Origin of the sequence: Microvirga ossetica, from assembly GCF_002741015.1 — a bacterium.
GTDB classification, from domain to species: Bacteria; Pseudomonadota; Alphaproteobacteria; order Rhizobiales; family Beijerinckiaceae; genus Microvirga; species Microvirga ossetica.
Genome location: NZ_CP016620.1, coordinates 108097 through 129124 on the forward strand (window position 1 = coordinate 108097; position 21028 = coordinate 129124).

Sequence of the window (21028 nt, forward strand, 5' to 3'; positions counted from 1 at the left end):
ATGTGAGGAGTCGTCCTGTTGTCCCTGTTCAAGCGCCGCCGCTTTCCGGTTGAGATCATCCTTCTATGCGTGCGCTGGTACTGCAAATACGGGATCAGCTATCGCGACCTCGCCGAGATGATGTCCGAGCGCGGCGTCGCGGTCGATCCATCCACGATTTTCCGATGGGTCCAGAGGTATGCACCGGAGCTTGAGAAACGGGTTCGCCGCTACCGGGGACATCGGTCTGGATCTTGGCGCGTCGATGAGACCTATGTGCGGGTCGGCGGTAAATGGAAGTATCTGTTTCGTGCGGTCGACAAGCATGGGCAGTTGATCGACTTCATGCTGTCCGAACGGCGCGATACCGGAGCGGCTTATCGCTTCCTGCGCAAAGCCTTGAGGACGGTGAGCGACTATCCACCATCCTCGATCACGACTGACAAACTGGCGTCGTATCCCAAGGCCATCCGACGCTTACAAAGCGAAGGGCTGCTGTCGAAACATGTCGAGCATCGCACCTCGAAGTATCTCAATAATATCATCGAAGCGGATCATGGTGCGCTCAAGCGTGTGATCCGGCCGACCCGCGACTTCCAGAGGATGAGAACCGCCGCTGCGACCCTGAAGGGCTTCGAGGTGATGCGGATGATCCGCCGCGGCCATTGCGGCCTGGCACAGCGTGGCGTGACAGGCGAAATCCGTCTCGTCAACCAGCTCTTCGGTCTCGCGGCCTGAGTGACCCATGCGACTGGATTCAATTTACCCTTCTCAAGTTAATGCAACAAAGCCGGATTGCCGCAGTACTCGGTGCCGCGGTCGGTGAGCACCCGACACAACTTCACCTCGTGGGCATCGAAGAAGGGCAGGACACGATCGTTGAGCAGATCGGCCGCGGTAATCGGCGTCTTGCGGTCGTACAATTTGGCGAACGCCACCTTGGTGTAGGTGTCGATGAAGGTCTGCTGGTAGATGCGCCCAACCCCTTTCATGGTGCCGACGTAGAAGGTGTCTTGGGCTCCGCAGTAGCCGGGGCACTCGCTCTCGAACTCACCATGCGCATCCTTCTCGGCCTTGGCCTTCTCCAAGGCCGCCAGCTGGCTCTCGGTGAGGATCAGGCCCTCCTGCGCCACCTTCGCCTCGAGCGCCTTCAGGCGTTTCTTCATCGTCTCGAGATCGTGCCGCTGCCACACCCCACGCACGCCAGCCGGCGAGATCGAATGGCCGTGCTTGCGCATCTCGTTGGCGAGGCGGATCTGACCGAAGGCCGGCTGCTCCAGCGAGAGATCGACAATCACCGCCTCGACTTCCGGCGGGGTGCGGTTGGCCAGCAGCGGCTTACGGCGCGTCAGCTCCTGCAGGGCCAGTTCGCCGCCGGTCTCATAGAGCTCCTTGAAGCGGTAGAAGCTATCGCGGGAGTAGCCCATCATCTTGCAGGCCTGGCTGACGTTGCCGAGTTGCTTGGCCAGCTCCAGCAGGCCGACCTTGGCGCGGATGATCTTCTGCTCGTTGGTCATGACGGTGCTCCTTGTGAACGCCGAGGCCGGGCGCTACGCACCCCGACCACTCCGCGCCCGGCCTCGGCTCATGCCTCAGCTTAACGACACCGTCTGTCAGATTAAGTCCAAACTACTTCACCTGAGCAATCCTATAGGGCTTCGGGATGATAGTGCCTCCAGGCACAGGCCGCATTTGCTCCACATAGCCTGTCACATACAGGACGGGCAGATCAGGGAAGCGCTCGCGGTAGGCCTTCACCACTACCCAGCCATCGATCTCTGGCAACCGATGGCGCCGACCTTAGCCATTCTTCCGCATCGCCGGAACGAGCGAACGTTCGGATCCAAGTTACTACCGAGTTCGAACCTAAGGGGATGCTTTGATGTAAAGCCTGTGCAAGTGCGACCGCTAACCTTCTGGGTGAGGTGCCGGCAAACACGGGCGGCAACAAGAGCTTGCTATGCGGCTGTCGGGTGCTCATGTAGTCGAATGAAGGGCTTTCGCTGTTGTGCCAGAGCCTGCCCCCTGACTTCTCCACCGCAAAACCTTTCCGGAACCCCTGGTGTCGATCTCCTCTGTCCGTCTGCACCGCCTGCTGCTGGTGGCTTCGCTGCTCGTCCCAGCTATCGTCTTCGTTGCCGCGGCAGCCTGGAACCGCTTTGAGGTCCTGCGCGAGAACGACGAGACGATCTCCCGCACGGCGGCGATCCTGCATGAGCACGCTCATAAGGTGTTCGATACGGTCGATCTGGTGATCGGGCGGGTCGAGGACCGCACCCATGGACTGTCCTGGGACGAGATCGCAGCCCCTGAGACCAGCGCCTTTCTCCAGAGGATCAAGGCTCCACTGGAGCAGGTCGTCTCGATCTGGATCACGGATGCGACCGGGCATGTGCGGGCCGGCAGCCAGCCTTGGAATCCTGCCGTCACCATCGATGAGCGCGAGTGGTTCCAGGCGCAGCGCGAGCGGGATGTCGGCACCTACATCAGCGCTCAGTTCCAGGGCAGGGCCACCCGTGCAGCCTCCTTCGCGGTCAGCCGTCGCCGCTCAAGCCCGGACCGGCACTTCGACGGGATCATCCATGTAGCGCTCAGCCCCGAGTACTTCAGCCGCTTCTTCCAGGAGGCAGTGCCGCCAGGGCCAAGTGCCGCCGCTCTGATCCGCGAGGATGGCGCCATCCTTGCCCGTTCGCCCGCCCAGGTGACCTATACCCGGTTGGGACCGGACAACATCCTCATGCGCAGCATCGCAACCCAACCCGATGGAGGCGTCGTGTTCGGGGTATCCTCCACGGACCAGCGCGAGCGGCATTATGCCTATCGGCGCGTGGGAGCCTACCCAATTTATGTTGCCTTTGGCATCGACGCGGATGTTGTCCTTGGGCGCTGGTACCGCAACCTCCAGCTTTATGGAGCCGTAGCGCTCCTGTCAGCCCTGACGCTTCTGCTTGTCTCGTGGCTGGCGCTGCAGCGGGCTAAGGCGGAGCAGGAGGCTCTAGTCCGGTTGCGGCACGAAAGTGAGCAGCGCCTGGCGGCCGAGCAGCGCCTGCTGCAGGCGCAGAAGATGGAGAGCATCGGTCAGCTCACCGGCGGCATTGCGCATGACTTCAACAACCTGCTGGCGGTGATCCTCGGCAACCTTGAACTGCTGCGCAAGCGCATCGGGGATGATGACCGCGCCAAGCGGCTGCTGGAGGGAGCGTTCCAGGGAGCCCAGCGCGGGGCTGCCCTGACCCAGCGGCTGCTGGCCTTCTCCCGCCGTCAGGATCTTACCCCACGAGCCGTCGACGTGCCGCAGCTCGTGTCCAGCATGACGGACCTGCTGATCCGCTCGCTGGGGCCGAGCGTCCAGATCGTGACCCGGTTTCCTACGGGCCTGCCGCCGGTCAAGGTCGATCCGAACCAGCTTGAGATGGCCCTGCTGAACCTGGCGGTGAATGCCCGTGACGCCATGCCGACCAGTGGCACGATCACCATCTCGGCGCATACAGAAGAGGTGACGGTCGGGAACGAGCACAGTGTGAGCCCCGGCTCTTACGTCTGCGTGTCGGTGAGCGATACCGGCATGGGCATGGATGCCGCCACATTGGCGCGTGCCATTGAGCCGTTCTTCACAACCAAGGGCGTCGGGAAGGGCACCGGCTTGGGCCTGTCGATGATCCATGGCCTGGCAGTCCAGTCAGGCGGCACCTTGAAGCTGAAAAGCGAGGTAGGGAAGGGCACGACCGCCGAGATCTGGCTGCCCCGGAGCGCGGCGATTGCAGCAGCAACGGCCAGCGACGAGAAAACCCGCCCAGAGCATCGCACCTGCACGGTGCTGCTGGTCGAGGATGATCCCCTCGTGATGACTGGCACCGCCGCCATGCTGGAGGACCTCGACCACAGGGTGGTAGAAGCCTCCTCAGGCAAAGAGGCTCTCCGGCTCCTGCGGGAGAATGCCTCGATTGACCTGGTGGTGACCGACCATGCCATGCCGGGGATAACCGGGTTGGAGTTGGCGGAGCAAATCCGGGCGGAGTGGCCTGATATGCCGATCCTACTGGCCAGCGGTCATGCCGAGCTGCCGGAGCGGAGCGGGCTTGCCGTTCCGCGGCTGACCAAGCCGTTCCGGCAGAACGAACTGGAGAGTGCGATTGCGGCGCTCGTCACGCCGGCTTGTGAGCCTGTCAACGTGGTGCCATTCCGCAGATCGTAAGTGGTCGTTCACTGGCAGAGCACGATGGTCGCTTTACCCGGACATCTTTGAGAGCGCGGTCCGTTCAGTCCGCGCCAAGCCGCCCCCGCGCTCTCGATCATCGGTGCCGTCGCCAGGGGCTACTCACTGCGCTGCCTCCAAGCGCAGTTTAGAGACCGCTGCAGCCAAAGCCTGTGCCAGGTCGGGCTCGCTGTAGGGTTTGATCAACAGAACTGCGGTCTCAAGCTCATGCCCGGCGGACATGGCCTCATCGCCGGTTGCAAAGACCACGCTCAGATCAGGCCGGGTCTGGAGGACGCGCCGAGCCAGTTCTGCCCCGGACAGGTCAGGAAGTCCGACATCAGTAACCAGGATATCAATGGAATTGGCTTCTAACGCGCGCAGAGCTGCTGCCGCGTCGGCAGCCTGAATGACCGTGTGGCCGAGATCTGCCAGCATCTCGGCTGTGCTGCTCCGGATCAGATCGTCATCCTCAACCAGCAGGACAGTCCAAGTCACAGCCGTCTCCGGCGTCGGGACTGGCGCCTCGGCAGGCACTGAGGGCTGGGAGGGTCGGCTGGCGGCCTGGTTGCGCTGCTGCTGGTTCGCGAGCACATGTCGGATCTTCCGCGCCAGGTCCTCACGCGTATACGGCTTTGGTAGGAGTTCCACGCCCGGGTCGAGGCGCCCGCCATGCACAATCGCGTTCTCCGTGTAGCCGGAGGTGAACAGCACCGCGATGTTCGGCAGGCGGGCCTTTGCCTTACGTGCCAGCTCGGGACTGCGCAGGGGACCGGGCATGACCACATCGGTGAACAGGAGGTCGATCTCGATCCCGCTCTCAATGACGGTCAGGGCGCTCGCCGCGTCACGGGCCTTGAGCACGCGATAGCCAAGGTCCGACAGGAGCGCGACCGCAGTCTCGCGCACGTCGTCGTCATCCTCCACCACCAAGATCGTCTCGCTCCCGCCTCGGACTGGTGCGGTGCGAAGATCGGTCAGCATGTCCTCCTGCTCGTGCACGCGGGGAAGATAGATCTTCACCGTCGTGCCCTGGCCAACCTCGCTGTAGATCTTGATGTGGCCACCGGACTGCTTGACGAGGCCGTACACCATCGACAGGCCGAGGCCGGTCCCTTTGCCCTCCGGCTTGGTGCTGAAGAAGGGCTCGAACACGCGCTCCAGGATCTCGGGCGGAATGCCGCTGCCGGTGTCGGTGACCGCGAGCATGACATATTGGCCTGCCGGCGCATCGTTCTGGAGGGCATAGCGGTCATCCAGCAGGGCGTTGCCTGCCTCAATCGTCAGGCGTCCTTGGCCGTTCATGGCGTCGCGGGCGTTGATCGCCAGGTTCAGAATGGCATTCTCGATCTGCCCCGGATCGACCTGGACGTTCCAGAGACCACCAGAGACCACGGTCTCGACCTCGATCTCCTCGCCGAGGGCCCGGCGCAACATGTCGTCCATGCCCTTGATGAAGCGGCCGACATTCACGACCTTTGGCTCCAGCGGCTGGCGCCGGCCAAAGGCCAGGAGCTGGGAGGCCAGCTTAGAGCCGCGCGAGACGCCGGCAAGCGCATTCTGCACCCGCGTCTCGGCCCGCTCGTTGCCGGCGACATCCTTGGAAAGAAGCTGAAGGTTGCCGCTGATCACCTGAAGCAGGTTGTTGAAGTCGTGCGCCACCCCGCCGGTCAGCTGACCCAGAGCCTCCATTTTCTGCGAGCTGCGCAGATGCTCCTCGAACCGCTTGCGCTCGGTAATGTCGCGGCCGGCGGCGTAGAACTGATCGCCTTCAGGAACGCAGTACCAGCTGTACCAGCGGTACGAGCCGTCCCGGGCCCGCATGCGCATGTCGAAGTCGCGGACAATCTGGCCTGCGGCCAGCCGCTCGAACTGCATCTGTGCCGCAACAAGGTCGCTTGGATGGGCGAGGGCATCGAACCGCATGCCCAAGAGTTCCGCAGGCTCATAGCTGAGCGCCGCAGACCAGGCTGGATTGGCGCTGCGGTAGAGCCCATCGAGGCCGCAGAGCAGGAAAAGGTCCTGGCTCATGCGCCAGACGAGGTCGCGCTCAAGCGTGCATTCCCGGATCTTCTGTTCCAGCGTCTCGTTCAGTTGCCGTAGGGCGTTTTCAGCCCGCACCTGATGCGTGACATCATGGCCTTCGGCGAAGATCCCCGAGATGGAACCATCGGCTTCGACAATCGGCTGGTAGATGAGGTTGACGAAGCGCTTTTCGGGTGGAGTGCCCGGCTCCCGTTGCAGATCGACCGGCATGCTGCGGCCAATGAAGGGCTCGCCCGTCCGATAGACCTCATCCAGGATCTCGAAGAACCCCTGTCCCTCAATCTCAGGCAGGGCCTGTCGGACTGGAAGGCCGGTCAGGTCACGATGCCCGACCAGCTGCTGGTAGGCCTCGTTCATGAACTCGAAAATGTGTTCCGGTCCCTGAAGGACGCACATGAAGCCGGGCGCCCGCTGGAATAGGGCCCGCAGCCGGTCACGTTCGGCGGTCGTGAGCTCGACTTCGGAGGCAAGGTGCGCATTGACCTCTTCCAGCGCTTTAGCCGCTTGCTGGCGCATCCCGAGCGCCTCGGCCAGGGCCGCCGCGCGCCGATGTTCCGCCTCAAAGGCATCGGCGCTCGCCAGACCGGACGAGATCTGACCGGCGAGCAGCTTCAGGAAGCCGAGATAGTCGGCGTCGAACAGCCGGTGCGGGTTGAGGCCGACCACCATGGCGCCGACCGGGGCCTCGCCACCTTGCCCGATGAGCGGAACAACCACCGCCTGGGTCGGAGGGCGGTTCCAGGCGCCGGTGGGCAGGTCTGCGAGGCCGGAGAGATCGACCACGGCGTCGGCCCTGTAGAGCGGCCATAGGCTGGAAGTGGAGCGATCCAGACGCTCGGGCGCGGCGGGATGACCCGACGGGAGCCCAGTGGCAAAGGCAAGGCGGGCGGAGCCATCGTCCTCGAAGAGGTATGTGAGGCTGAAGGGGAGATCCTGCGGATTGGTTGCCAAGCCGGCATGTGCAGCGGCCAATACGGCCGTTCGGCTGTCGGCACCGGCCAGGCCGCCGGCCAGCACGCGCAGCGAGCTGAGCCGGCGCTCGCTGATGATGCGATCCGTGTCCTCCGTGACGGCACAGAGCACGCCCCCGACCTGGCCATCGTCGTCCAGCACCGGGCTGTAGGAGAACGTGTGATAGGTCTCCTCGGGGTAACCATGGCGTTCCAGGAGCAGCAGCAGGGCACGGTCAAAGGTGGCCTCGCCCTGCTCGTAGACCTTGCGCAGCCGAGGCTCGATATCGGGCCAGATCTCGGCCCACAGCTCGCGTGTGGGCTGGGCCAGACCATCCGGGTGCTTGATGCCAAGAGTGGGGCGATAGGCGTCATTGTAGAGAAAAGCGATCTCCGGGCCCCAGCCGAGCCACATCTCGAAGCGTGAGGTGAGGAGGATCCGGGTTGCGACTTTTAACGCCTCCGGCCAACGCTCCGGAGGGCCAAGTGGAGTCTGGGTCCAATCCTTGGCCCGCATCAGGGCCGCCATCTCGCCATTGCCGACAAAGATCTCTGGGGTTCCGGATGTGGGCGCTGGCAAGGATACGATCTCCCGAGCTTGCAAAAGCGGAGGTGTATACCGAGCGTCGAGGCCTCGATCCAGATGAAAATGAGGACCGTTTCGCTATGTACGCATCAGGTATGCTCTTTGCGAGCGAGCCATTGACGAGCTGCCGTTGAGCCGTATTTCCGGCGGTTGAATTATTCGCGGGTTCTGCGTCGAATGATACAAAGGGTGGGGAGCGCCGATCTGCGGTGCGCCTGTTCAGTCCCTGAGCGGAGAACCGCTTACGGTCTGTTAACCATGTTCCGGGATGATTTTGGGCAAATCACAAGGCTGGTTCGCAGCCGATGTTGCTTGGGGCGCAGTACCAACAGGAGCCCAATGAGTACCGAGGGAAATCCGGATCAGAAGATCACGCGTCCGCGGCTTGGACCGGACGCACGGGAGCATATCGGAGCCCAACTTCAAGCCGTCTACGCTGAAATCGAGGGTCAGCCGATTCCCAACGACCAGATCGACTTGTTGCTTGCGTTACGGCGCGCCGAACGTGAGCTGGGGCGCAAAGAGCTCTGACCAGAACGCGGCCTCTTCATCCAAGCTGCCTTGGTCTTGTAGGCTTCGCTGCACTGGCCATGTGCCTGAATGCCTCGACGGCAGGAGGATCGCCCCGATCCCGGAAGGCTGTCAGCTCACCCCGCGATGGATAAAACCTTGCCGCATGTACTGGTGGTCGAGAGCGCGGAGGCTGCCTTGGATTATCTGCAGGAGCATGGCAGCGACGTCGCAATGATCTTCGCCGATATCCGCTTGGCCGGCTCGATGGATGGGGTTCAGCTCGCCAAGGCGGCCTGCACGCTCTGGCCGACGATCCGGATCGTGCTCACCTCGGGCGCCGCTGTCGACGCACTGGATGATCTGCCTGATTACGTCACTTTCATGCCGAAGCCCTGGCGCGGCCTCGATGTGCTGATCGAGGCCGAGAAGGCCGTGCACCAGCCGCAACTGCCGGTGTCCTGATGGGACTCTCCGAAGCTCCCGTCGCACCCCTGGTTCTCGTGGTCGAGGACGAGCCGTTGGTGCGCATGACCGCAGTGGACGAACTGGAGGAGGCCGGTTTCCCGGTGCTGGAAGCCGTGAACGCAGACGAAGCACTGAGGGTGCTGGAGGCGCGTTCCGACGAGGTGCAGGTGCAGTTCACCGACGTGCACATGCCGGGCTCGATGGACGGAATGGCGCTGGCCGAGCAAGTTCACCGGCGTTGGCCGCACATCCTGTTGCTGATCTCCTCTGGCCGTGCGCAGCCGGATCCCGACGAGATCCCGGATCACGGCCGGTTTCTGCCAAAGCCGTATTACGGCGTCACCCTGGTGCACAGCATCTCAGGACTGATGCAGATGCAGCGAGGATCATAGAGGGGTTCTTAATACCGGAGCGAGGTGGTCAGGCGGCCTCGCATTCAGCCTGCTGGAGAGCGTGCTCGATGGCGGCACGGACCTCATCTACGCAACCAAGCTGCTCGATGCCCCGGCGCAGTATCCGGAGATCATTTGCCGGCGCCTTGGCATGCACCGCAAATCGCACCAGGACGGGGGTCCCGGGAAACACCTCGACAAGGCTTTTGCGGACCTCCGCCAGAACATGCTGTCCTCTGTCGTCGATCCCGCTGCGGCGAAGGTTGACGCCAAGACGTTGAAGATGTGGGCGTGCATTCCAGTAGATCTCGACGATATCAGTGGTCAAAGGCTGTTCCCCTGCTTGTGTCTGAGAGGGGACAACGCCTATGCGCGGTCAAGGTTCAGCCCAGGCCTCCACCAGTCTTCTGGCCGTGAGCGCATCACCGGTTGCCGCGAAGGCGGCCGTGTTGTCGAAGATGAACCAGGTCTCGACACCCGCAGCGGCATCCCTGGCGAGCACCTCCGCGATGGCTGACAGGCATTCGGGGCTGTAGGCAGATCCCTGGTGAAATGGATGTTCCTCACCCGTGCGGGATCTCACCGGCTCTATGATCGAACAAGTGGCCGAGGCTTGACGTTTAGTATCCAGCCGCCCGCGGCTCCGCCTCATGAACGATGGGGACGCTGATGCCCCGCTACGACGTCCATCTGCGCTCCAAGGCCCCGTTGATGCGGGACAGGGAGGGAGTGGATCTGCCCGACCCCATGACGGCTCAGGGCGCAGCTGACAAGGTCGCGTCGGAACTCCATGGCGGCCTTCTGGGCACTGTTGCAGTAACTTGAAACGGGCAAAGAAATCTCGTCGAACGGGCCGCTCAGGCAGCAAGACCGAAGAGCTTGTTGACGAGACGGACTTCGCCTGTCGCCTGACGTTCCCGCTGGATGCAATGACCGCGGCGGATCATACGCATGATCTCAAAACCCTTCAGGGTCGCGGCGGCGGTTTTCATTGTGCGAAAGCCGCGCGTCGGTCGGATCACGCGCTTGAGCGCGCCATGATCCGCTTCAAGGATGTTGTTCAAGTACTTTGACGTCCGATGCTCGACATCTTTCGACAGCAGCCCTTCGTTCTGCAAGCGCCGGATTGCCTTCGGATACAACGCCAACTTGTCGGTCGTGATCGAGGATGGCGGATAGTCGCTTACGGTCTTGAGAGCCTTGCGCAGGAAGCGATACGCCGCTCCAGTATCACGCCGATGGGACAGCATGGAGGCGATTAGCCGGCCGTGTTTATCGACCGCTCGAAACAAGTACCGCCAGCGTCCGCCCACTCGCACATAGGTCTCATCCACTCGCCATGAGCCTGAACGATGTCCCTGGTATGGTCGCACCCGCTTCTCGATCTCCGGAGCATAGCGCTGAACCCAACGGAAGATCGTGGATGGATCAATTGCGACACCGCGTTCCTGCATCATCTCGGCGAGATCGCGATAGCTGACCCCATACTTGCAATACCAGCGCACGCATAGAAGGATGATCTCAACCGGAAAGCGGCGGCGCTTGAACAGAGACAACAGGACAGCTCCTACGGTAGCCGCCCGCCACTACACTGCCAAGGTTAATGCAACGGTGCCCCCGGGAGCAACGGAGTTGCCGCGCCGGCGGCATAGACGACCAGTTCAGACGATCTGCTCGTAGGGTATTCCAGTTGGCACGGTGACGATGGAATGATGTGAAGCCAAAGCGGTATGGACCGCCGGACCTGGAGAACCCGTGGCGTTGTCTTGCGTCAGTCGAGCGCGATAATGTGAGAGGGACCAGCTTCCAGCGTAAAACATCAGGGCCTGTGGTCATGAAGAACCGCGTTCAAAGGCCGGAGACATGACTGCACCCGCCCCGCTAGGCCTAAACGTCAACAACAATCACATTGCCAAACGGGCGCCATCCAGACATGACAACGCCGCCACGGCAACGGCGGCTCGCTTGAAGCCGACCCGCTCCCGGAGCTTGAGGCCCCAGATCCGCAGGCCACTCTCGGCCGAGCTGCGGGTCAGGATGACCGTTGCGGCCTCGAAGAGCAGCCCCCGCACCTGACGATCGCCTCGGCGCGAGATATGACCATCGTAGTCGACCTCGCCCGACTGGTAACGTCGGGTGGTCAGGCCCAACCACAGCCATTCTCCTCGAATGAGAGGCGAGCCGAAGTTGAGTATTACTGCTTGTCCATCTTAACTCCGGGTGTTCTAAGTATCACTAAGACTCTCGCCAGCATCGCCAAACTGATCGACCGGCATGTCAGCGTAAGTTGGAGCGAGTGCATGGTGACACGAATTGCCCGTTTGAAGGACTTCATAACTGACGGATATCCAGACGCTGGCCTACAGGTGCAGATTCTGGCTGAGGATCATATTGGAACCTACATCGTTCCATTTTTGTGTGAGCGCATAAACGGCGAGTGGCGGAACGGGATAACGGGGGAGACAGTCCAAGCTTGCATCCTTGGATGGCGTGAGGTGCAGACAAGAAGCCGAGACCGCACGATCCCTGCTCAGCAGTCGACCAAAACGCGAGACCGCCTCGACTAACTTGATCTAACGGAGTCCAAGCCAACGCCGCAACCAATTCTGCTCAATATCCAACTCGGATCACCATCGCCTTGCAGAGGGTCGAGCGTGCACAGAGGGCAGCGGCCGCCTATTCCTATCTTGAAGCCCTCTACCCGGTGACCTAGGGTTCCAGAGTAGATCCGCCTGGGAGCAACTGCTATGCTCACTCGCTAGCAGTGAAGACAACGTCCTAAGGAATAAGCTCAAACATGGCTCATACGACACCGCCGGCGAGTAACCCCAAGGTCGCTTTCGAGACAAGGTACGGCCGTTTTGTGGCTCAGTTGTTCGAAAGGGAAGCGCCGATCTCCACAGCCAATCTACTCAACCGTGTCGAGAAGGGCCTTCTCGCCAATTCGTCGATCTACCGTATTGTCACCCTTGCCAATCAGCCTGACACGACCCCGGCAAAGATAGAGGTGGTCCAATTCGGCATCCCCACATCCAGCGCACGAGAAACAGATGCCCTTCCACCAATCGCTCATGAGACGACCGCCGCAACAGGGCTGCGTCACTTGGACGGAACCTTGTCAATGGCGCGCCTCGCGCCAGGAACCGCCGGATCTGCATTCTTCATTTGCATCGGGGATCAGCCTGAACTGGATTTTGGCGGGCGCCGCAATCCGGATGGACAAGGCTTCGCGGCTTTCGGCCAGATTGTGGACGGAATGGATGTCGTCCGGACGATCTTTGCTCAGGCGGGGGATGCGACCGATCAGTTGTCCCACCCGATCCCGATCAAATCCGTCACACGAATCTGAGTGCGGAGGTTTTAGTTTGCATTGACTCTGATCCAGAACTGCATCGAAGTTGAGCCCGCTAAGTCCGGTTGGCATGAGTTTCAGGCGATACTATTCTGTACGGAGAGTAGAGGTTCGTTGCGGGTAGTCACGCTTGCCGACGCCGGTTTCCCGCAGCGTCGTCGCCTCATCTCGTCGTAAACAAGGTTGAGGCCCGGCGGGACTATCAAGTTCCATGGAATAAAGGACGGTGGAGTGGTGATGATGCGCAATGGATTTTTGGCCATCCTGGCAGTCGGTATTTTCACGAGCCAGGTGACCCTGGCAGCCGATTTCAGGATCGGTGTGCAGGAAGATGCAGATGTCCTTGATCCTCATCGCGCCCGGACCACAGTGGGGCGAATGGTCTTCACCTCGCTTTGCGACAAACTTGTTGACGTCACTGACAAGCTGGAGATCGCCCCCCAACTTGCAAGCGCATGGTCATGGAGCGCCGACAACAAGACACTTACATTCAAGTTGCGCACCGACGTACAATTTCACGATGGCACGAAGTTCGACGCAGCGGCTGTCAAAGCCAATCTGGACCGGGCGTTGACGCTGCCGGACAGCCAGCGCAAGGGAGAGCTGGGGTCAGTCGACCGAGTGGAGGTCATCGATTCATCAACCGCAGTGCTGCACCTGAAGCAGCCGGACGCGACTCTGTTAGCACAATTGAGCGACCGCGCGGGCATGATGCTTTCTCCGGCAACCTTCAACAGTCAGGATGTCGGTCGTAAGCCGGTTTGCTCCGGGCCGTACCGCTTCGTGGAGCGCGTCCAGAACGACAGGATCGTGCTGGAGAAGTTCGCAGATTACCGGGACGCCAAGGATTATCATTATGATCGGGTAGTCTTCCGTCCGATTCCAGATACGACCGTGCGCCTCGCCAATCTTCAAGCCGGTGATCTCGAACTTGTGGAGCGTCTGAACCCATCTGATGCGGATGCCGTGAAGGCCGACAGGAACCTAAAGTTCCTCGTCCTGTCAGGGCTGGGATTCCAAAACATCGTGATCAACGTGGGAGCCGGCCCTCAGGCTGATGGCCCTCTTGGCAAACATAAGCTTGTGCGGCAGGCGTTCCAGGCGGCCATCGGTCGTGACGTCATCAATGAAGTTATTGGCCATGGACTCTATGATCCTGCACAGCACCCATTCCCGCCAGCCAGTCCCTATTACGACAAGCAATATCCGGTTACGACTCGCGATGTTGCGAAGGCCAAGGCTCTGCTGGCTCAAGCCAAGCAGCCTGAAGTCGCCTTCGAACTATCCTATGGCAATACGACAATAACGGCTTCCTTGGCTGAGATGATTCAGGCAATGGCAGGTGAGGCCGGATTTAAAATCAGCCTGCGTCCGATGGAGTTTTCAGCCATGCTAGCGGACATGCAGAAAGGAAACTTCCAGGCCTCCTTGAGTGGCTGGTCGGGCCGGATCGATCCCGATGGCAATATCCATCAGTTTGTGACCTGCAAAGGAACCCAGAACGATTCCAAGTACTGCAACCCTGACGTGGACCGCCTGCTGAACGAGGCGCGGCTCACGCCGGACGTGGAGGTTCGTAAGAGCCTCTACAACCAAGCGCTGGGAATCCTGCAGAGCGAACTGCCGATCATCTATACCTATTATTCGCCTCTTATTTACGCGGTGTCGAACCGTGTCGCGGACTTCAAATCCTATCCCGACGGTATGATCCGCCTTCGCGGCGTGCACCCGGCCAAATAGGCGACATGGCATTTTCAGGCCCATCACCGGAAATCCCGTGTCGCGACCCTGATGCTGGGCACCTCCACCGATTGCTCAAGCAGTTCAGCCTCCGCTGCAATGACGATCTCCCGCAGCCCCTCGCGTGACCTGCCACTGAAGTTTCATCCGGCCGCCGTTAGAGCCTCGCCAACGTCCAAGCGCTCCAATCAACCCTACAGGTCGGGCCCCGACCCAACGCGACCTGCAACTCCAAAGCATCGAGGAGCATGGACGCATGGGCTGGCAGAAGAGCACTGGGTACACTTGTCGGGCCCTGGTAGAGGCATCCATCAGCCGATTCAAACGAGTAATCGGCGATTCGCTGCGCTCGCGGGTGGACCGGCGTCGCGCGAATGAAGTCGCCGTTGCAATTTATGCCGTGAACCGCATGCTTGAGCTTGGACGCCCGAAGTCCATCCGCATCGCCTGAAAAGGCGTGGGATGGGCTCGGTATGTTCACAAGCCGATCCATGCAACACGGTTCCGTAACATCAAAGCGGTGGGACAGTCCTGTGAGCAGATGATAAAGGATTGGTGTGAAATCATGCCGGCGCAGAGCATCTGCCTCCGCGTCCCGGTCGTTCCACCACATGCATATCACGAGCCGATGGCCGAACGTCAGCGCGAAAGTGCTCGCAGAATTGGCGGGACGACATCCGCCGAACCCTCGGTCGCAGCTTTATCCGGCATTTGCAGGGCCGTCGTAACTTGAGGGTCTTCCGCGAGGCAGTCACGAAGCTCTTCAAGCGGCACCGTCATGTCTGGATGGCGACCGTTTGGCAATGTGATGATGACGGTTGGGCCTAGCGGGGCGGATGCACATGCTTGAGGCGGTGCTAACTCTTTCCGTTGATCCAGGTGCTTTCTACCTTCAGGCTGTCGTCGAGGAGCACGAGGTCGGCGCGATAGCCCGGCGCGATGCGTCCTAACTCGTGATCGAGCCGCAGGAACTGCGCCGGGATCAGCGATGCCATGCGCAGCACGTCCGGCAGGGCGAGGCCCAGGCGCTCCACGCCGTTGCGCACGGCGCCTGCCATGTCGAGATCGGAGCCGGCGAGCGTTCCGTCCGCCGTGGTGAGCCTACCGTCCTTGCGGTAGATCGTCCGGCCATGCAGCTCGAAGCTGGCGAGGTCGGTCCCCGTCACCGCCATGGCGTCGGTCACCAGCATCATCCGCTCGGTGCCTTTGGCGGCAATGGCGACGCGCAGGGCCGCATCGCTCACGTGATGCCCATCGACGATGAGGCCGCACCACGTATCCCGGCTGTCGAGCGCAGCGCCCACGGGGCCCGGATCGCGTCCGGCCATGGGCGGCATCGCGTTGAACAGATGCGTGAAGCCGCGCAGCCCGTGACGGATCGCCTCCATCACCGTTTCGTAGTCGCTCGCGGTGTGACCGGCGCATACCAGCACGCCGGCGGACGAAAGGCGCGCGATGGCGTCCATGCCGTTGCGCTCCGGCGCCAGGGTCACCAGGGTGCGGCCCTTCTTCAGGGAGGTCATGATGGCGATGTCCTCATCCTCCATCGGACGCATGAAGGCGGGATTGTGCACGCCCTTGCGCTCGGGGCTGATGAAGGGGCCTTCGAGATGGATGCCGAGAACGCCTGGAATGCCGGCATCGAGCGCCGCGCGCATGGCTTCGACCGCTTCCGCCACGGTCTCACGGGTATCGGTGATGAGGGTCGGCAGCAGCCCGGTGGTGCCATAGGCGCGGTGGGCCTGCGCGATGGTCCTGACGCCCTCGACGCTGCGCACGTCGTTGTAGAGAACGCCGCCGCCGCCATTGACCTGCACGTCGATGAAGCCGGGAGCGAGGAGGCCCTGCGCCGCCCGGCGTTCGATACCTGCGCCGAGATCCTTCTCCTCGGGCAAGGCGCGAATGCGGCCGTTCTCGATGACGACGGCGCGGCCGTCGAGCATGTGCGACCCGTCGAAGATCCGGGCGCCGGTCAGGGCAATGGTCATCAGAGGGTCTCCGTCACCTTGCGCAGGCGCGGAGGATTGTCCGGATTGCGTCCGCGGCCCAAGGCAGTGGCGTTCACGAGAGGATAGAAGCTCTGGATCAGGGCGATCGGCGCAAGATAGGGATGCACGTCCTCGACCGAGGGCAGCATCACGCTGGCCGGGCCTTCCGCCGCTCCGGCGACGATGACGGGAACGCCCTGCTCCTTCAGCTTCGTCACGAGATCGTTGACGCCGCTCAAGGTCTCGTCCTGCTGGCTGAGCACCAGGATCGGAAAGTGGTCGCCCGCCAGCGTCCAGGGGCCGTGCATCAGTTCGGCGGCGCTCATCGCCTCCGCATGGATGCCCGAGGTTTCCTTGAGCTTGAGCGCCGCCTCCTGCGCCACCGCGAAGCCAACGCCGCGGCCGACGACGAAGAGGTTGTCGGCTTCCGTCAGGATGGGAACCGCTGCCGACCAATCGGTTGCTGAGGCCCTGGCGAGCACATCGGGCAGGGTGTCGAGCGCATCGAGCAGCTCCTGGTCCTGCGACCAATGGGCGACGAGCTGGAACCCGGCGGCGAGCGCCGCGATGAAGGACTTCGTGGCGGCGACGCTCTTCTCCTGTCCCGCATGCAGCGGCAGCACGACCTCGCAGGTAGAGGCGAGGGGAGAGGAGGTGTCGTTCACGAGCGCCACCGTCAGCGCGCCGTCGTCACGCCCGGCCTGGGCGAGGTTGAGAATGTCCGGGCTGCGGCCCGATTGCGACACGGCGAGGAAGAGCGCATCGCGCATGCGCGGGCGCGCCTCGTAGACGGAGGTCACGGAAGGACCGACGGAGGCGGTGACGAGGCCGGAATGGATCTCGAGCAGATATTTGACGAAGGTCGCCGCGTTGTCCGAGCTGCCGCGCGCGCAGGTGACGGCAAAGGGCGGCGGAGACGCGCGCAGGCGCTTGCCGAGGTCACGGCACAGGGGCGCGTTGCTCTCGATGAGGCGCGCGACGACCTGAGGCGCTTCCCGAGCCTCGCGCAGCATATTTGTTCCCCTGTTCAATCGCTCTGACATATCACACCCGGATACTGGCTCGTCACGGACACACGGCGGCTAGGCATTGGGTGCGTTAGCACCAATGACCGGGGCCGTGCCAACTTCTTGGATCTCGAAGGACATCTGCCTGTTCAGCAGATCTGCTACGCCGAGGAGACCGGCATCGACTCCAAGGAGGGCTGGTGCCAAGGTAGGCCTGAGGGCGGAAGGGAAGCGGGACAGGGCCGCCTCGAGACGAGGCAGGAACCCTGCCGCGAGGCCGACGCCGCCGCCGATCACCATGACCTGCGGATCGAGGAGAGCCTGCAACCCCGGGAGTGCCAAGGCGAGATGATCCACGGCCGCGGCGACGATGCGTTCGGCCCAACTCTCACCCGCTGCCATGGCGGCGAACACCGCTTTGGCATCCACCTCATGACCAGTTTTTCGGGCTGCGGCCGCAATGGCGAATCCGGACGCCAAATCCTCCAGGCGGTGATACCGGTTCCCCGGCGCCGGCACCGGGATCTGGCCGACATGCCCGGCCAGACCGCCCGATCCACTCAAGAGCCGACCGCCAACGACAGCTCCGCCACCGATTCCGCTCGACACGGTCAGGAAAAGAAGATCGCGGCCTCGGCCGGCCCCAAAGCGATACTCACCCCAAGCCGCGGCCTGAGCATCGTTCAGAGCCAAAACGGGGCCGACGAAGTGATCGGCCAGTTGTGATACGAGCGGGAACTCCGCCGGAACGGGCAAGGTCGTCGGATTGACGGCCGTCCAGCGTCCGTCCCGGATCAGGCCAGTCACAGCGGCCGCGACACCGTCATACTGCCCACGCCAGTCCCGTGCGACATCGGCGGCGGCTCGCAGCCACACCTCCGCTCCGTCGGCGGGCCGTGTCGGAACCTGACGTCGCTCGAGGACGCGGTTTTCCAGGACCAACGCCACGGCTGTCTTGCTGCCGCCGATATCGATCGCGAGAACTGGTCTCGCCGGGGCTGATTCACGTGCAATTGCGTCAGCGAACCATTGCGTGATGTACTCGGGGCGGGTGATGGCGGAGCCGACGACCACCGCCGCAGCGCCCGCGCGTAAGGCCGCGGCGGCTAGACGGGGCTCGTTGTAGCGGCCTTCGGCGAAGACCGGCCTATCCAACCTACAGGCCTCCACCACCAGGCTGATGTCCGGCGAACGCGGCGGCGGCCCCGCATCCGTGTAGCCCGACATCGTAGTGCCGATGATGTCTGCGCCCAGTGCGCTTGCATTCCGTGCCTCGGCAATCGTCGCGATGTCCGCCATTGCGATGCAGCCCCGGGTGTGCACCGCCTCAACGAGGGTCCTTACTGGGACAGGCCTGACCCGGTCAGTCGCATCGAAGGCGATGATTGCTGCACCAGCCTCAGCCAGAACGCGGACATCGTCGATCCAGGGTGTGATCCGGACGGACGTATCCGTAAGGTCGCGTTTCACCAGACCAATGATCGGCAGCGAACAGGCGGCAGCGACCGCGGCAACATTGGCGACGCCTTCGATCCTGAGAGCCCGGGCGCCGGCGCTCTGGGCGGCCAGTGCGAAGCGAACGACCGACGCGGGATCGTCGAACGAACCGCCGGGAACGGGCTGGCACGAGACGACCAAGCCGCCTTTCAATCTTTCGGTGAGTGCTTCGGTCGCAAGCTGCGATGTCATGACGATTCCGGACTTGTGTGGGTTTGTCGAATGGTGGGTTGCATCAGGGTGGCGCCGGTGACCGGGACCTCACACCGGCCGGCGCTGGCCCGGTGGACCGCCTCGATGCAGGCGACGACATGGCGTCCATACGCTCCGCTGACCGGCGAAGGCGTATCGTTCAGGATGCTGGCGGCGAGGGCCCGCCATTCGCGTGCCACTGCCGCGCCCATCCAGTTCGGCTCGATGGAACCGGGCACCGGCGCCCAGACTCCATCTCGGCCCGTGCTGACCCCGTGATCGAAATCGATCCGGATCGTGCCGTTCTCACACACAAGATCCATGGCGTACGTCACCGCTCCATTGCGGTAGCCAACGCTGGCGACCTGGCCGATCCGGCCGTTGGCGAAGCGTAAGCCAATCAGGGCAGCATCATCGGCCTCCTGTTCGTGGAAGAAGGTGCCGGTCATCGCGCTGACCCCAACCACCGGCTCTCCCATGAGCCAGATCAACCGGTCGAGCGCGTGGATGCCGGCCGTCATCAACATGCCGCCGCCTGAGGCGTCATCGAGATGCCAAGGGCGCCGGTTGCTCTCCATCCAGAGCTTGATCATCCAACTCGACCCGAGGACAGGGGCGCCCAGCACTCCCGAGTCGACGATCTCCTTGGCTTTAAGGCAGGGCAGGGCGAAATGCATCACGTGCCCGATCATGAGTTTGACCCTGCTCGCGTCAGCAGCCGCGAGCACGGCATCGCACGCAGCAACGTTGGGTGCCATGGGCTTTTCCAGCAGGATATGCTTGCCTGCCTGCGCGGCTCCGATGGCGATCTCCTCATGCAGGTCGTGCGGCGTGGCAATCAGAACGGCATCGACGGCCGGATCATCGAGCAGAGCACGCCAGTCGCGGTAGCTCGTGCCACCATGCTCGGCCGCGAAGGCAGCTGCGGCATCCGCGTTCTCCCGGCACGACGCGACGAGCCTGACCTCATCGACCTCCACCATCGCCCGGGCATGAACCGCTCCGAAGTGGCCGGCTCCGATAATTCCTACGCCGATCATGAGTTTGCCTTCTCGTATGCGGCATCGATGATCTGCATCGCTGCCAGATAATCTTCGATGCTCACCCCCGGGGGCTTCCCTGAGCGGAGTCTGTTGAACGTGTCAGCCATGAACAGGCGGTAGCGCATGCCAGGATGCTCGGGCGCAAGCATTCGGGTGCTGCCATCGTCCAGCGTTGTGCATTGCGCCGTCTCGCCGCGATCGCTCAGGTAGGCGTTGCCGGTGGCAATCCGCCACTCGAAGTCTCCGCCCGGGGCCATCGAGGCATAGGTGTAGCCGGCCTCGACCGTGAAGAGTGTTCCGGCCTCGTCGCAGAGGGTCACATGAGCATGGTCCTCGACCGGCTCGTCATGGATGCGGTTGCCGATCAAGGCCGAGACGACGCGCAAGGCTCCCTGCGCGAGGGAGAGGGCGGCATCGATGCCATGGATGCCGAGATTGCGCAGCGCCCCGCCACCGCCGATCGCTGGATCGAGCATCCAGCCGACGCCGTCGTCGCGATAGCGCTGCGGCGGACCATTGACGATCCGGAAATGGCCGTAGGCGAGCTTGCCGAGGCGGCCTTCTGCCTCAAGCTCCGCCATTGCTCGAAAGACAGGCCCGAAGCGGTTGGGAAGCGGGACGCCAACAAAGCTGCCGTATCTCCGGCTAGCCTCAACGACGCGCATCAAGCCCCCAGTGGCGTTGGCTGCCGGCTTCTCAAGGACCAGCGAAACACCTGCCGCGATGACCTGAATAGCAACATCCGGAACTGCCAATGGATGTCCCATAAGCAGGATCAGATCAGGGCGGGCCTCGATGACCTGATCCAGGCTCTGCGCGGTCGCCAACCCATGCTCGGCAGCAAAGCGCCTTGTCGCTGTCGCATCTGGATCCCAGACCAAGGCGGCTTCACCGCCTGACGATATAACGGCATCCAAGTGCATCGGCGCGTGCCAATGGCTTACGCCCAGTAAGGCAACTCTCATCGTTTCGATCCTGAAATCAGACCCATGCACAAATCCTCTTGCTGGATATCCTACAAGCTGATATTAAACAAGTGCTATCGCAGATCTAAACCTTATTTCACTGATCCCTAGGCCGCGG

Annotated in this window: 19 protein-coding genes and 2 pseudogenes; 9 read left to right on the plus strand and 12 right to left on the minus strand. The window is 62.5% G+C overall.

Translation table 11 applies throughout. The features are described 5' to 3' along the window. The first annotated feature begins 18 nt into the window (after window positions 1-18). Window positions 19-717 carry an IS6 family transposase gene (locus BB934_RS43405; RefSeq protein WP_099515774.1) on the plus strand — a complete coding sequence of 233 codons (699 nt, stop codon included), beginning with the start codon at window positions 19-21 and terminating at the stop codon, window positions 715-717. Between the two features lie 59 nt (window positions 718-776). Here BB934_RS43405 and BB934_RS43410 read toward each other — a convergent pair. Both BB934_RS43410 and BB934_RS48150 read right to left on the minus strand, forming a co-directional pair. Beyond that, window positions 777-1496: pseudogene (locus tag BB934_RS43410) on the minus strand (helix-turn-helix domain-containing protein); the annotation flags it as partial. Between the two features lie 112 nt (window positions 1497-1608). Continuing rightward, window positions 1609-1764: a response regulator gene (locus BB934_RS48150; protein ID WP_157934689.1), complete on the minus strand. Its 156-nt coding sequence runs from the start codon at window positions 1762-1764 to the stop codon at window positions 1609-1611. A 277-nt stretch (window positions 1765-2041) separates the two neighbouring features. Between BB934_RS48150 and BB934_RS43415 the strand changes: the two genes are divergently transcribed. After that, window positions 2042-4174: a hybrid sensor histidine kinase/response regulator gene (locus BB934_RS43415; protein ID WP_237050883.1), complete on the plus strand. Its 2133-nt coding sequence runs from the start codon at window positions 2042-2044 to the stop codon at window positions 4172-4174. A gap of 123 nt (window positions 4175-4297) precedes the next feature. Here the strand turns inward: BB934_RS43415 and BB934_RS43420 are convergent, their stop codons facing one another. Continuing rightward, entirely contained in the window at window positions 4298-7699 is a 3402-nt protein-coding gene (locus BB934_RS43420) for a response regulator (RefSeq protein WP_418294849.1), read from the minus strand. Between the two features lie 396 nt (window positions 7700-8095). On the opposite strand from BB934_RS43420, the gene BB934_RS43425 reads away from it, so the two are divergent. The 3 genes from BB934_RS43425 (at window position 8096) to BB934_RS43435 (ending at window position 9126) form a co-directional block, all read left to right on the plus strand. Next, a complete protein-coding gene (locus tag BB934_RS43425; protein WP_099515776.1) occupies window positions 8096-8287 on the plus strand; it encodes a NepR family anti-sigma factor in 192 nt (63 codons plus the stop codon). Window positions 8288-8425: 138 nt separating this feature from the next. Then, window positions 8426-8731 (plus strand): response regulator, encoded by a 306-nt coding sequence (locus tag BB934_RS43430; RefSeq protein WP_157934690.1) that lies wholly within the window; start codon window positions 8426-8428, stop codon window positions 8729-8731. Next, window positions 8731-9126 carry a response regulator gene (locus tag BB934_RS43435; RefSeq protein ID WP_099515778.1) on the plus strand — a complete coding sequence of 132 codons (396 nt, stop codon included), beginning with the start codon at window positions 8731-8733 and terminating at the stop codon, window positions 9124-9126. The genes BB934_RS43430 and BB934_RS43435 overlap by 1 nt, the downstream gene beginning before the upstream one ends. A gap of 28 nt (window positions 9127-9154) precedes the next feature. On the opposite strand, the gene BB934_RS43440 is transcribed toward BB934_RS43435, so the two are convergent. After that, complete coding sequence (locus BB934_RS43440; protein ID WP_099515779.1) at window positions 9155-9454, minus strand: hypothetical protein; 300 nt, start codon at window positions 9452-9454, stop codon at window positions 9155-9157. Window positions 9455-9502: 48 nt separating this feature from the next. After that, a complete protein-coding gene (locus tag BB934_RS43445) occupies window positions 9503-9709 on the minus strand; it encodes a DUF72 domain-containing protein (RefSeq protein WP_099515780.1) in 207 nt (68 codons plus the stop codon). A gap of 86 nt (window positions 9710-9795) precedes the next feature. On the opposite strand from BB934_RS43445, the gene BB934_RS48155 reads away from it, so the two are divergent. Continuing rightward, window positions 9796-9951 (plus strand): hypothetical protein, encoded by a 156-nt coding sequence (locus tag BB934_RS48155; RefSeq protein ID WP_157934691.1) that lies wholly within the window; start codon window positions 9796-9798, stop codon window positions 9949-9951. A gap of 32 nt (window positions 9952-9983) precedes the next feature. Here BB934_RS48155 and BB934_RS43450 read toward each other — a convergent pair whose 3' ends face one another. Both BB934_RS43450 and BB934_RS43455 read right to left on the minus strand, forming a co-directional pair. Further along, window positions 9984-10682 carry an IS6 family transposase gene (locus BB934_RS43450; protein WP_099515781.1) on the minus strand — a complete coding sequence of 233 codons (699 nt, stop codon included), beginning with the start codon at window positions 10680-10682 and terminating at the stop codon, window positions 9984-9986. 348 nt (window positions 10683-11030) lie between these two features. Next, a pseudogene (locus tag BB934_RS43455) lies at window positions 11031-11279 on the minus strand (transposase); the annotation flags it as partial. A gap of 644 nt (window positions 11280-11923) precedes the next feature. Here BB934_RS43455 and BB934_RS43465 point away from each other — a divergent pair. From BB934_RS43465 to BB934_RS43475, 3 genes are all read left to right on the plus strand, one after another. Further along, the gene (locus BB934_RS43465) at window positions 11924-12475 is read left to right on the plus strand and encodes a peptidylprolyl isomerase (protein ID WP_099515782.1); all 552 of its coding nucleotides are present in this window, start codon (window positions 11924-11926) and stop codon (window positions 12473-12475) included. 243 nt (window positions 12476-12718) lie between these two features. Beyond that, on the plus strand, window positions 12719-14218 hold the full coding sequence (locus BB934_RS43470) for an ABC transporter substrate-binding protein (protein ID WP_099516126.1): 1500 nt from the start codon (window positions 12719-12721) through the stop codon (window positions 14216-14218). Between the two features lie 256 nt (window positions 14219-14474). After that, window positions 14475-14669 carry a hypothetical protein gene (locus tag BB934_RS43475; protein ID WP_237050884.1) on the plus strand — a complete coding sequence of 65 codons (195 nt, stop codon included), beginning with the start codon at window positions 14475-14477 and terminating at the stop codon, window positions 14667-14669. 406 nt (window positions 14670-15075) lie between these two features. On the opposite strand, the gene nagA is transcribed toward BB934_RS43475, so the two are convergent. The 5 genes from nagA to BB934_RS43500 all read right to left on the minus strand — a co-directional run bounded on the left by nagA (window position 15076) and on the right by BB934_RS43500 (window position 20910). Beyond that, window positions 15076-16206: an N-acetylglucosamine-6-phosphate deacetylase gene (nagA, locus tag BB934_RS43480; protein ID WP_099515783.1), complete on the minus strand. Its 1131-nt coding sequence runs from the start codon at window positions 16204-16206 to the stop codon at window positions 15076-15078. Beyond that, complete coding sequence (locus BB934_RS43485; RefSeq protein ID WP_237050885.1) at window positions 16206-17219, minus strand: SIS domain-containing protein; 1014 nt, start codon at window positions 17217-17219, stop codon at window positions 16206-16208. The genes nagA and BB934_RS43485 overlap by 1 nt, the downstream gene beginning before the upstream one ends. 69 nt (window positions 17220-17288) lie before the next feature. Then, on the minus strand, window positions 17289-18902 hold the full coding sequence (locus BB934_RS43490; protein WP_099515785.1) for a putative N-acetylmannosamine-6-phosphate 2-epimerase: 1614 nt from the start codon (window positions 18900-18902) through the stop codon (window positions 17289-17291). After that, window positions 18899-19942: a Gfo/Idh/MocA family protein gene (locus tag BB934_RS43495; RefSeq protein ID WP_099515786.1), complete on the minus strand. Its 1044-nt coding sequence runs from the start codon at window positions 19940-19942 to the stop codon at window positions 18899-18901. Before BB934_RS43495 ends, BB934_RS43490 begins: the two co-directional genes overlap by 4 nt. Beyond that, a complete protein-coding gene (locus BB934_RS43500) occupies window positions 19939-20910 on the minus strand; it encodes a Gfo/Idh/MocA family protein (RefSeq protein WP_099515787.1) in 972 nt (323 codons plus the stop codon). The genes BB934_RS43495 and BB934_RS43500 overlap by 4 nt, the downstream gene beginning before the upstream one ends. Window positions 20911-21028 lie beyond the last annotated feature (118 nt).